This window comes from Cryptosporangium phraense (assembly GCF_006912135.1).
Classification (GTDB): domain Bacteria; phylum Actinomycetota; class Actinomycetes; order Mycobacteriales; family Cryptosporangiaceae; genus Cryptosporangium; species Cryptosporangium phraense.
Genome location: NZ_VIRS01000050.1, coordinates 19530 through 31709 on the forward strand (window position 1 = coordinate 19530; position 12180 = coordinate 31709).

11 protein-coding genes are annotated in these 12180 nt (G+C 70.9%); 6 read left to right on the forward strand and 5 right to left on the reverse strand.

Annotation, left to right across the window (positions count from 1 at the left end; genetic code table 11):
- Positions 1-117: 117 nt before the first annotated feature.
- From FL583_RS37140 to FL583_RS37150, 3 genes are all read right to left on the reverse strand, one after another.
- On the reverse strand, positions 118-1959 hold the full coding sequence (locus FL583_RS37140) for an acyl-CoA dehydrogenase (protein WP_142709604.1): 1842 nt from the start codon (positions 1957-1959) through the stop codon (positions 118-120).
- A gap of 194 nt (positions 1960-2153) precedes the next feature.
- A complete protein-coding gene (locus tag FL583_RS37145) occupies positions 2154-3272 on the reverse strand; it encodes a PP2C family protein-serine/threonine phosphatase (RefSeq protein ID WP_142709605.1) in 1119 nt (372 codons plus the stop codon).
- A gap of 179 nt (positions 3273-3451) precedes the next feature.
- Positions 3452-4036, reverse strand: a complete 585-nt coding sequence (locus FL583_RS37150; protein WP_142709606.1) for a phosphoribosyltransferase family protein — start codon at positions 4034-4036, stop codon at positions 3452-3454.
- 18 nt (positions 4037-4054) lie between these two features.
- Here FL583_RS37150 and FL583_RS37155 point away from each other — a divergent pair, with 18 nt between their 5' ends.
- On the forward strand, positions 4055-5110 hold the full coding sequence (locus tag FL583_RS37155) for a DNA glycosylase AlkZ-like family protein (protein ID WP_142709607.1): 1056 nt from the start codon (positions 4055-4057) through the stop codon (positions 5108-5110).
- On the opposite strand, the gene FL583_RS37160 is transcribed toward FL583_RS37155, so the two are convergent.
- Entirely contained in the window at positions 5093-5914 is an 822-nt protein-coding gene (locus tag FL583_RS37160; RefSeq protein ID WP_205752792.1) for a siderophore-interacting protein, read from the reverse strand. The genes FL583_RS37155 and FL583_RS37160 overlap by 18 nt on opposite strands.
- A gap of 96 nt (positions 5915-6010) precedes the next feature.
- Here FL583_RS37160 and FL583_RS37165 point away from each other — a divergent pair, with 96 nt between their 5' ends.
- Positions 6011-6850 (forward strand): patatin-like phospholipase family protein, encoded by an 840-nt coding sequence (locus FL583_RS37165; RefSeq protein ID WP_142709608.1) that lies wholly within the window; start codon positions 6011-6013, stop codon positions 6848-6850.
- 53 nt (positions 6851-6903) lie between these two features.
- Here the strand turns inward: FL583_RS37165 and FL583_RS37170 are convergent, their stop codons facing one another.
- A complete protein-coding gene (locus tag FL583_RS37170) occupies positions 6904-8340 on the reverse strand; it encodes a glycosyltransferase family 39 protein (RefSeq protein ID WP_142709609.1) in 1437 nt (478 codons plus the stop codon).
- A gap of 124 nt (positions 8341-8464) precedes the next feature.
- Here FL583_RS37170 and moaA point away from each other — a divergent pair, with 124 nt between their 5' ends.
- From moaA to FL583_RS37190, 4 genes are all read left to right on the forward strand, one after another.
- On the forward strand, positions 8465-9478 hold the full coding sequence (gene moaA, locus FL583_RS37175) for a GTP 3',8-cyclase MoaA (protein WP_420843234.1): 1014 nt from the start codon (positions 8465-8467) through the stop codon (positions 9476-9478).
- Positions 9479-9721, forward strand: coding sequence for a MoaD/ThiS family protein (locus FL583_RS37180; protein WP_142709611.1), 243 nt, complete (start codon positions 9479-9481; stop codon positions 9719-9721).
- A gap of 43 nt (positions 9722-9764) precedes the next feature.
- Positions 9765-10928, forward strand: coding sequence for a metallophosphoesterase (locus FL583_RS37185; protein WP_142709612.1), 1164 nt, complete (start codon positions 9765-9767; stop codon positions 10926-10928).
- A gap of 112 nt (positions 10929-11040) precedes the next feature.
- On the forward strand, positions 11041-12162 hold the full coding sequence (locus FL583_RS37190; RefSeq protein WP_142709630.1) for a metallophosphoesterase: 1122 nt from the start codon (positions 11041-11043) through the stop codon (positions 12160-12162).
- Positions 12163-12180: the final 18 nt, after the last annotated feature.

The window sequence follows — 12180 nt, forward strand, 5'->3', positions numbered from 1 at the left end:
CCAGTTGCCGGGCGCCATACCCGGCAATGGCCTGCCTGACACGCGAATCAAGTGACCGCCGCCGACGCTACTCCACCCAGGGTACGACGGGAACGCGCCGCAACGAGTCGGTGGATGTCAGAACGCGCCTTCCGGCACCTCCATGACGTCCAGAGTGGTGGCCTCGAGGACCGCTCGGCGGGCCGTCAGCTCCGGGAGCACGGTCGACGCGAAGAACCGGGCCGACGCGATCTTGCCGGTGTAGAAGTCCGCGTCCGGGCCGCCCGCGTCGAGCGCCCGCAGGGCGACGTCGGCCTGCCGGAGCAGCAGCCACCCGACGACCAGGTCGGTCGTCGACAGCAGCAGCCGGGTCGTGTTGAGACCGACCTTGTAGATGTTCGCCGGGTCGTCCTGCATCGACATCAGCTGGGTGACGCTCCACCCGACCATGGCCTGGACGTCGTCCAGCGCGGTCTTGAGCAGCGCGCGCTCGTTCTTCAGCCGGCCGTTGCCGCTCTCCGACTCGATGAACGACGCGATCTCGCCGGCCAGTACGCCGAGCGCCTTGCCCGAGTCGCGGACGATCTTCCGGAAGAAGAAGTCCTGGCCCTGGATCGCCGTCGTGCCCTCGTACAGCGTGTCGATCTTGGCGTCCCGGATGTACTGCTCGATCGGGTAGTCCTGCAGGAAGCCGGAGCCGCCGAACGTCTGCAGGGACTCGGCGCCGAGCAGTTCGTACGACCGCTCCGACCCGCCACCCTTGACCATCGGTAGCAGCAGGTCGTTCAGCCGCTCGAACGACTCGGCCGCGTCGAGGTCGCCCGCTGCGCGGGCCAGGATCAGCTGGTCCTGCACCGACGCGGTGTAGTGCACCAGCGCACGCAGACCCTCCGCGTAGGACTTCTGCCGCAGCAGACTCCGGCGGACGTCCGGGTGGTGGATGATCGTGACCCGCGGGGCCGTCTTGTCGGTCTGCCGGGTCAGGTCGGCGCCCTGCACGCGGTTCTTGGCGTAGTCCAGCGCGTTCAGGTACCCGGTGGACAGCGTCGCGATGGCCTTCGTGCCGACCATCATCCGGGCGGCCTCGATGATGTTGAACATCTGCCGGATGCCGTCGTGCACCTCGCCGACCAGGTAGCCGACGGCCGGGTGCTTGTCGCCGAACGTCAGCTCGCAGGTCGCCGAGACCTTGAGGCCCATCTTCTTCTCGACGTTGGTGACGTAGACGCCGTTGCGCTCGCCCAGATTCCCGGCGTCGTCGAACTGGAACTTCGGCACCATGAACAGGCTCAGGCCCTTGGTGCCCGGGCCGCCGGCACCCTCCACACCGACCGGCCGGGCCAGCACGTAGTGGATGATGTTCTCGGTCATGTCCTGGTCGCCGGACGTGATGAAGCGCTTCACGCCCTCGAGGTGCCAGGTGCCGTCGGCCTGCGGGATCGCCTTCGTGCGGCCGGCGCCGACGTCCGAGCCCGCGTCCGGCTCGGTGAGCACCATCGTGGAGCCCCAGTGCTTCTCGACGAAGAGCTTGGCCCACTCCTTCTGCTGCGGCGTCCCCAGCTTGTGGAAGACGCCGGCGAACGCGTAGCCGCTGGCGTACATGTGGATCGCCGGGTTCGCGCCGAGCACCAGCTCGGAGATCGCCCAGACCAGCTGGCGCGGGCTGCGGATGCCGCCGAGCTCGGGCAGCACGTCGAGCTGCCAGGCCTCGGAGTCGACCAGCGCCTGGTACGACTTCTTGAACGACTCGGGGAGCGTCACCGAGTTCGTCGCCGGGTCGAACACCGGCGGGTTCCGGTCGGCGTCGACGAAGGACTCGGCCAGCGGGCCCTCGGCGACCTCGACCATCTGCGCGAGGAAGGCCCGGGCGGTGTCCTCGTCGATCGCGTCGAACACACCCTGGCCCAGACGGTCGCCCGCACCGAAGACCTCGAACAGGTTGAACTCGAGATCGCGCAGGTTGGCTTTGTAGTGGCTCATCGCGGCATGTCCTCCCGTGCCGACTGGCCCGCCGACCTGACGAGCGCCTACCAATGGGTATACCGGTCGGTAACAAATGATAGGTTACCGGCGGGTAATCGGTAGGTACATGACAGTGAGCGGCGACACAGCGGCAGGAAATTCGAGGGGTAGAGGGGTCGCCGTGCCATCGGCACGCCCGGGCGTCACCTGAGTCAGTCGCCGGTGATCGGGTCCCACTCCCAGGTGGGCCGGGCGGCGCTGGAGGCCTCGGGCTTGCGCTCGACCCCGGTGTACTCCAGCAGGATCAGCGCGATGTCGTCGTCGAGAACTCCGTGGACCCAGCCCCGCAACGCGTTGACCAGTGACGTCAGCCCGTCCTCGACCGTGCCGTGCCCGGCGATGCGCCAGGCCCGCTCGCGGATCGGGAAGAACTCGCCGTCCTGCCGAGCCTCGGCCAGGCCGTCGGTGAACAGCAGCAGCCGGTCGCCGGGCTCCAGCCGCTCGACCCGCGGTCGCACCACCGGCAGGAACCCCAGCGGCGGCGCCGGCGACGGCGGCTCCAACGGGATCACCTCGCCCTGACGCAGCAGCAACGGGGCCGGGTGGCCGCAGTTGAGCACGGTCAGCTGACCGCCGCGCTCCTCGATCAGGCACGCGGTGACGAAGTCCTCGTAGCCGACCGACCGCGCGACCGCCCGGTCGAGGTCGGCGACGATCGCCCGTAGGTCGACGCGCTCGTGGGCGACGTGCCGGTACGACCCGAGGACGCTGCTGGCCAGGCGCACCGCCTCCAGGCCCTTGCCCCGGACGTCGCCGATCAGGACCCGGGTTCCATAGGGCGTGCTCAGCGCCTCGTAGAGGTCACCGCCGATGTCGGCCTCGGCGTTGGCCGAGACGTACCGCACGGCGACGTTCATCCCGCCGATCCGAGGCCCGAGCGGACGCAGCACGGCCTGCTGCGCGACGACCGCCAGCTTGCTCAACGTCGCCACGCGCTTGGACGTCCGGTCGCCGAGCATGCTCAGCCAGGCCGCCAGCGCGGTGAAGACCAGGATCGCGGCCAGCCGGAGCACCTGGCGTGGATCGAGCGCGGCGCCGTTCAACGTCCCGAGCGCAGCGCCCAACACGAAACAGAGGGTGCCGACCGCGAACGTCGACCGGTACGACGACAGTGCGGCGGCCAGGAACGGCGGCGCGACGAGCAACCCGACGAACTGCAGGCCGGGCATCGCCACGTCGAAGGCCGCGATCGCCAACGCCAACAGGCACGCGACGACGACGCCGGTGCGTGGTGACACCACCGGGTCCCCGAGGTGCGGGTTCGTTGGCATCGACGGGTCCACCCCTGACAACACAGCGTGACGCGTCTGCGTACGGACCTTCCATAGGATGCCCGTTCGGTTGGCGTCCGACTCACCGGCACGACGAGAAGGGGCCGTGCGCCCATCTGTCTCGCCCATTCGTCTGAGGGCCAACCGTCCCTTTGGGGGTACTTACGCCGTCTTGATGATCATCCAGGTATTCCGTGGCTTTGTGTGTCCCGGTCCCAGTGATCCAGCTCGGCTTCACGAACCAGCCCGCGAACGCCCAATCTGTTCCGGACATCCGATTGGGCGCCGTCGACGATCACGGCCGCCCCGAGATACTTCGCGCCCGCCGCGTCGACGATCTCGGCCAGCGCGGCCAGCTGGGCCCCGGTCTCGACCCAGTCGTCGACGACCAGCACGCGGTCGTCCGGCCCGAGGTGCCGGGCGCGGACGCCGAGCACGACCGGCCGACCGTCGTGCCCGGGGCCGCTGCTGCGGGTGATCAGCTCGTCGGCGAGCTCGGCGCCGCTCAGGTCGCGGTAGGCCTCGACGAACCCGACGCCCAGCGCCCGGGCCACGAGCGGTCCGAGCAGGAAGCCGCTGGTGGCCGGCGCGACCACGACGGTGGGCGGCTCGGACGCGAGCTCGGCCAGCGCCGGGCCGAGCGCGTCCAGCAGCACCGGATCGCGCCACCATCCGGATCGGTCGGTCAGCAGGTGATCGCACCACTCGCCCGGGTCGATCCAGCGGAACCGGGTCAGCAACCGATGACGCAACTCCCCGTCCACGTCCGTCAGTATGACGCCATGGCGCACGCACTCGAGGTCGACCGCGACACCGTGCTCGCGTACCGCATCGGTGCGCACCAGCTCGACCGTTCGGCCGACGGCCTCGCCGTGCTCGACCTCGGCGTCGCCGAGACCCCGGCCGGTTCCGCGCGCCAGTCGTTGGCGATCCGCGGAGCCGGCCTCGGCGACGAGATCACGGTCTGGGGCGCGCGCGGTGCGCCGTTCGTGCACCGCGCGGACGAGGTGCGGGCTCTGGCGGCCGCGCTGCGGCCCAAGGACGAGGCCGACGCCAAGGCGCGGCTGGGGGCCTCGTCCGCCCGGGTTCCCGGAGCCGATCTGGACGCCGTCCGGACGGCCGCCGAGGCGATGCACGACCTCGTCACGACGCCGATGGGCAAGGGCGACCTGAGCACCGCGCTGTCCGCCCGGCTCCCCCGGCTCACGTACTTCTGCCCCGGCTGCCGGGTCGACCACCTCTCCGACCAGCTCTTCCGTATCGCCGGGCTGCTCGGCGGCGTCCGGATCGAGCCGGGGACCACGCCGCTGATCGTCTCGCCGATCGAGGGGTGGTCGATCCCGGAGGCCACCGCGCTGCCGGTGGAGCCCTATCTCCGGCTGCACGGGCCCGCCACGAAGGCCGAGGTCGCGGCCTACTTCGCGGCGAGCAGGGCCGCGGTCGAACAGGACTGGCCGGCCGGCCTCGTCGAGGTTCGGGTGGACGGCAAGCCCGGCTACTGGATCCCGGCCGAGCAGGAAGCCGCCCTGCGCACGCCCGCGAGCCCCGACTTCGTCCGGCTGCTGCCGCCCGGCGACCCGTACCTGCAGACCCGCAACCGCAGCCTGCTGGTGCCCGACCGGGCCGAGCAGAAGGCGCTCTGGCGTCCACTCGGGAACCCGGGTGCGGTGCTGGCCGACGGGGAGATCGTCGGATTCTGGCGTCCGAAGGCGTCGGGCCGGAAGCTGACGATCACCGTCGAAGGATTCCGGCCGATCGTCGAGAAGCTCGACGAGGAGGCCGAGATCATCGCCACCGCCCGAGGCGCCGACGACGTGCGACTAGTTGTCGTCGATTGACGCGCCCAGCCGCCAGTAGCCCATGAACAGGACGTCGTCCTTGTCGACACCGCGATCGGTCACGAGGTGGCGACGCAGCACCTTCACCGCGTCGGACTCCCCGCAGACCCAGGCGTATGGGCGCCCGGCCGGGAACGACGCCGCCCGGAGCGCGTCGAGCAAGCGGGCGCCCGGCGCCGCCCCCTCGCGGAGGACCCAGGTGACCTCGACCCCGGACGGCACTCCCACCTCGTCCAAATAGGCCTTCTCGGCCCGGGAACCGACCTCGAGCAGCACCGAGCCGCGGGCCGAGGACGGCAGGCGCTCCAGCGTGGAGCCGATCGCGGGCAGCGCGGTCTCGTCGCCGACCAGCAGGTGCCAGTCGGTCTCCTCCGGTGGGTAGAACTCGGCGTAGGCGCCGACGATCGCCAGCCGGTTCCCCGGCCGCACGCGCCCGGCCCACGCCGACGCCGGGCCGCTGTCGCCGTGGAGCAGCAGGTCGACGTCGGCCTCGCACCGGTCCGGACGGGCCGCGCGCAGCGTGTACGTGCGCATGATCGGCCGGACGTCGGCCGGCTGCGCGAGCCAGGACTGGTACCACTCGCCACTGTCCGTGCCCGCGGCCAGCACCGGCTCGTCCTGGCCCGGACGCGGGAGCAGCAGCTTGATCCGCTGGTCGGGACCATCGTCGAGAAAGCCGGCCAGCGACGGGCCGGTCACCGTCACCCGGCGCATGTTCGGGCTGACGTCCCGGACCGCGGCCACCTCGACCTCGTACAGACCCATACCGACGTGCGGCCGTTCCTTGCGCCGGGCTCCACTCATCAGGCCTCCCTGGTCGAGTTAGGGTCGCCTTACCTTACCGAGATCGAACCGCGCATTCTGCTCCCACCCGCCCTGATAACCGCCAGAATTCACAGGATGACGGGGAGTGCACTGGTACTCGGCGGGGGCGGAGTCACCGGCATAGCCTGGGAGATCGGGCTGCTGGCCGGGCTACTGGACGCGGGCGTCGACCTGACGACCGCGGACCTGATCGTCGGGACGTCGGCCGGCTCGGTGGTTGGCGCGGTCGTCGCGACCGGCAGCGACATCGAAGACCTCTATCGGAGCCAGCTCGAGCCGCCGACGAACGAGATCGCCGCCCGGATGACCACCGCGATGCTGCTGCGCTGGGGATTCGCCGCGGTGACGAGCCGGAGCCCGGAGCGGTTCCGGGCCCGGGTCGGGGCGCTGGCCCGGCGTACCCGCACGGTGACGCCGGAGGAGCGACGGCGGGTCATCGCGTCCCGGCTGCCGGTGCACGAGTGGCCGAACCGGCGGCTGGTCCTCACCGCGGTCGACGCCGACACCGGCGAGCTCCAGCCGTTCGACCGCACCAGCGGCGTCCCGCTGGTGGACGCCGTGTCGGCCAGTTGCGCGGTGCCGGGCGTGTGGCCGCCGGTGACGATCAACGGGCGGGAGTACATCGACGGCGGCGTGCGGTCGACCGCGAACGTCGACCTGGCCGCCGGGTGCGATCGCATCGTCGTGCTGGCGCCGATCCCCAAGGGCGGCGGCCCGATGCCCGCGGTGTCGGCGCAGGTCGCGCGGCTGGGCGACTCGGCCCGGGTCGCGGTCGTGACGCCGAACCCGACCGCGCGGGCCGCGTTCGGCCGCAACGTGCTCGACCCCAGCCGTCGAGGCCCGAGCGCCCGGGCCGGCCGCGCCCAGGCCGCCGACGCGGCCATGGCCGTCCACTCGATCTGGTCCGCCGCGTGATCTGCCGACTTATCGGGCCAAAAACCGCCCGCCCTCAGAACCCCGATAAGTCGTCAAACCCTGCGTAGCTGCGGCCAGATGCTGCCCCAGGAGCCCTGGCGGTTCCGGCACAGCCAGATCGGCTCCCCGTTCTCTTCATTGTCGATGTCTACGCCGACGTCCACCGAGCCGACGCGCTCCACCGAGCCGAAGAACCTCCGCAGGTACGCCGGATCCTCGAACCCAACCGCCACCACCGTCGACGCCGACTCCGGCGGTACCCCGAAGTCGGCCACGCTCATGTGCCCGGAGAAGACCGGGAGGCCGGAGTACCGGGCGACCGCGCCCGCCTCGCCGTAGTTGTTGGCGAGCACCACCGCGCCGGGCGGTGTGACCTTCTCGATCGACTCCACCACGGCCGGCCAGCCGATCGTCTCGCCCGCGTCGTAGTTGATCGCGACCACGGCGTCCGGGACCGACGACGCCGGCGCCAACGGCAGCATCAGGAAGGCGTCCACACAAGCGCACAGAACCACCGCGGACGCGAAAGCGGCCCGCCGGGCCGCGCCGGTGAGCCACCCGACGACCGGCACCGAGCCGACGCCGGTCAGGGCCAGCAGCAGCGGCACGTCATAGTAACCCTTGCCACCGCCGATGAGCAGCACCGCGAAGACGACGACCCAGGCCCAGGCCAGCGCGCGGAACTGCGCACGCCGGAACAGCCACACCAGGCCGGTCACCCAGACGGCCGTCGCGATCGGGCTGACCAGCACCAACTGCAGAACGACGGCCACCGGCCGGCCGGCGTAGGAGCTGTCTCCGGACGCGATCTCGCCGGCCACGTCGAGCTGGGGGAACCCGTGCGCAGCCTGCCAGACGAGGTTCGGCGACACGAGCACGAGCGCGATCAGCACCCCGATCACCACCCACCGGTCGCGCAGCAGCCGGCGCGGCCCAGCGATCAGCAGGCCGCCGACCAGCCCGATCGCCAACAGCCCGATCAGGTACTTGTTCAGCAGCCCGATACCGGCCACGACCCCGATCAGCAGGGCCAACCGGGTGTCCCCGGTCCGGAGGACGCGAACGAAGAGCCAGAGGACGACCAGCCAGATGACGACGTCGACCGTCGTCGTGCTGAGCAGGTGACCGAACGCGAACACCCCGCCGGACGTCGCCACCAGCACCGCCGCCAGCAACTGCGCGCCCCAGCCACCGCCCACCTCCCGGGCGATCAGCGCGCACAGCACGACGCACGCTCCGGCGATGAGCGCCGACGGGGTCCGCAGGACCGTCAGATTGTCCGGCGCGATCGTGTCCATCGCCCGGGCGATCGCCGGGGTCAGCGGCGGTTGGTCGACGAAGCCCCAGTTCAGGTGCTTGCCGCACAGCAAGAAGTACAGCTCGTCGCGGTGGTAGCCGTACCGGCCGGCGAGCGCGAGGAGGATGGCGGTGGGCACCGCCGCGACGACCCAGATCCAACGATTCAGCGGCGCCAAGGCGACCTGCGTCATACACCTCAGGATGGAGGATCGACGCCACGTCTGACCCACTCAGTTCCAACCTCCGCCGGATACGCTCGGAAACATGGCTGTGGTTCCGCTAGGGCTGCCGGCCGTGCCGACCCAGCGAGCCGGCATGGCCGGCCGACCCGTGGGCGAGGCCGGGCTGGTCGACCGGTTCGGCCGGGTCGCGACCGACCTCCGAGTCTCGCTGACCGACAAGTGCAACCTGCGATGCAGCTACTGCATGCCGCCGGAGGGGCTGCCCTGGCTGCAGTCCGACCGGCTGCTCACCGACGACGAGGTCGTCCGGCTGATCGGCATCGCGGTCGAGCGGCTCGGCGTGACCGAGGTGCGCTTCACCGGCGGCGAGCCCCTGCTGCGGCGCGGCCTGACGCGCATCCTGCGCGAGACGACCGCGCTGCGGCCCCGGCCCGAGACCATGCTGACGACGAACGCGATCGGTCTCACCCGGCTGGCCCCCACGCTGGCCGAGGCCGGGCTCGATCGCGTCAACGTCTCGCTCGACACGCTCGACCGGGAGACGTTCCGCTCGCTGGCCCACCGCGACCGGCTCGCCGACACGCTGGCTGGCTTGGAAGCCGCGACCGAGGCCGGGCTCACGCCGGTCAAGATCAACAGCGTGCTGCTCCGCGGAGTGAATGAGCACGAGGTGGTCGCGCTTGCCGAGTTCGCGCTGGAGCACGGGCACGAGCTGCGTTTCATCGAGCAGATGCCGTTGGACGCCCAGCACTCGTGGGACCGGTCGTCGATGGTGACCGCGGCCGAGATCCTGGGCGCGCTGCAGGAGCGCTTCGCGCTGACCCCGGATCCGGCCCACCGCGGCGCCGCTCCGGCCGAGACCTGGCTGGTCGACGGCGGTCCGGCCCGGATCGGCGTGATCGCGTCGGTGACCCGGCCGTTCTGCGGCGCCTGCGACCGGACCCGGCTGACCGCCGACGGTCAGATCCGCAACTGCCTGTTCGCGTCGGGCGAGACCGACCTGCGCGGTGCGCTGCGGTCGGGCGCCTCGGACGACGAGGTCGCGGACCTGTGGCGGATGGCGATGTGGGGCAAACTGGCCGGCCATGGGATCGACGACCCGACTTTCCTGCAGCCGGACCGGCCGATGTCGGCTATTGGAGGCTGAGTGAACGTCACCGTTCGGTACTTCGCCGGAGCGCGGGCCGCGGCGGGTGTCGAGGAGGAACCGGCGACCGCGGGCACGCTCGCCGAGCTGCGCTCGCAGCTGGCCGACGCGCACGGCGACCGTCTCGAGAAGGTGCTCACCGCCTGCTCGTTCCTGGTCGACGGGGTGGCGGCCCGCGATTTCGAGGCGCCGCTGCCGTCCGGCGGCACCGTCGACGTCCTTCCTCCGTTCGCCGGGGGTTAGGCCCTCAGGCCGTTTTCAGTCTCGTGGTCCTAGGCTCCGCGAGGTGCGCTTCCTTTTCCTCCTCGTTCCGCTGGCTCTGGTGGTCGGAGCGCACGTCTGGGTGTGGTGGCGGCTGTTCGGTGCGCCGTTCCGGTCTCGTCGGGCGCGGATCCTCAGCGCGGCCGGGCTCGTCGCGGTCGTGGCCTGTGTGCCGTTCGGATTGCGTACCGGGTACGGGGGTCCGGCGTTCTTCGAGGTACTGGCCTGGATCGGGTTGCTGTACCTGGCGGTCCTCTTCTACCTGCTGCTCGTCCTCGTCGTCCTGGAACCCGTGCGCCTGGCGGCGCACCTCCTCTGGGCCCGTAAAGAGCCTCATTCGGACGCTTCGCCGCGGCTGGATCGGCGTCTGTTCCTGGCTCGGGCCACGGCGGTGACCGCGGGTGCCGTCGCCTTCGGGACCACCGGGTTCGGGCTCGTCGAGGCCCGGCACGTCGAGGTCAAGCGGGTGCCGATGACGCTGACCAAGCTCGATCCGCGCTTCGACGGCTACCGGATCGCCGTGATCAGCGACGTCCACCTCTCGCACACGCTGCGCCGACCGTTCCTGCACGGCGTGGTCTCCCAAGTCAACGGACTGAACGCGGACGCCGTCGCGATCGTCGGCGACCTCGTCGACGGCACGGTGGAGGACCTCGGAGGCGACGCGGCCGAGCTGGCGAACCTGCGCTCGAAGCACGGCACGTACTTCGTCACCGGCAACCACGAGTACCGGTTCGACCTCTACGACTGGCTCGACTACCTCCCGACGCTCGGCGTGAAGCTGCTGCGTAACGAGCGGGTGGACCTGGGAGGCTTCGACCTGGCCGGCGTCAACGACGTCAGCGCGGAGGACTGGGACTGGAAGTGGCCAGGGCAGGCGGCCGATCTGAACGCGGCTCTCGACGGGCGGGACGTCGACCGGCCGGTGATACTGCTGGCGCATCAACCGGCGCAGTGGCCGGACGCGGTGAAGTTCGGGGTCGATCTGCAGTTGTCGGGTCACACCCATGGTGGGCAGGCGTGGCCGTTCGACTACGTGGTGGCGCGGGATCAGCCGGTGATCGCCGGGCGGGCCCGGTCGGGGGCGAGCCAGCTGTACGTGACCAGCGGGATCGGGAACGCGACGATCCCGGTGCGGGTCGGGGCGCAGCCGGAGATCAGCCTCATCGAGCTCCATAGCGCTGTCTAGGCTTTCTGCTAGAGATTTGTAGAGAGGTGTAGTGGACATCGGGCGGGTCGTCGTGATCGTGGTGGTCGTCGTCGGGGTGATCGGCGGGATCCACGCCTACCTGTGGTGGCGGATGGTGGCGACGCCGTTCCGGTCCCGGCGGGCGCGGTGGATCGGGGCGCTGGTGCTGGTGGCGATCGTCGCGTTCGCGATGTTCGGGCTGCGGGGTGCTCCGTCGGCGCTGCCGTCTCCGCTCGACACGATCGTCAGCTGGGGCGGGCCCCTGTGGATCGCGCTGATGTTCTACCTCTTCCTGATCCTGCTCGTGCTGGAGCCGGTGCGCTGGATCGCCCGAACGCTGATCGCCCGCCGCGCAGCCGCCACCGACGACACGCCGTCGGCCGACCTGAGCACCCCCTTCGCTCGGCGCGCTTTCATCGGGCGCGCGGCCGCGCTCACCGCGGGGGTCACGGCGCTGGGCACGGTCGGCTACGGCATCGGCGAGGCAAGACACGTGCGCGTCAAACGGATCGCGATCACTCTCCCCCGGCTCGACCCGGCGATGAACGGCTACAAGATCGCGCTGCTCACCGACATCCACCTCTCCGCGACCCTCCACCGCCCGTTCCTCGACAAGGTCGTCCGCACGGTCAACACGCTCGACGTCGGCGCGGTGGCCGTCGTCGGTGACCTGGTCGACGGCACCGTCGACGAACTCGGCGACGACGCCAAGGCCCTCACCAACCTGCGCTCCACGCACGGCACGTTCTTCGTCACCGGCAACCACGAGTACTACTCCGGCGCCGAGGAGTGGGTGGAGTTCCTCCCGACGATCGGCGTCGACGTCCTCCGCAACCGTCGCCTGGAGATCGGCGGCACGAACGGCTTCGACCTCGCCGGTGTCGACGACGTCACCGCGGCCGGGTCCGGGGTCCCCGGCCACGGCGCCAACCTGGCCGAAGCCCTGGACGGCCGGGACCGCGACCGCCCGGTCGTCCTGCTCGCCCACCAGCCGGTGCAGTGGCCGGAAGCCGTCGACCGGGGCGTCGACCTCCAGCTCTCCGGCCACACCCACGGCGGCCAGCTGTGGCCGTTCACGCTCGCGGTCCCGCTGCAGCAGCCGGTCGTCGCCGGACATGCGACCGACGGCGACAGCCAGATCTACGTCAGCCGGGGCGTGGGCTATTGGGGTCCGCCGGTGCGCGTCGGCGCGCCGCCGGAGATCAGCCTGATCGAGCTTCGTAGCGCCCTCTAGCCGAATCTAGGAATTTCC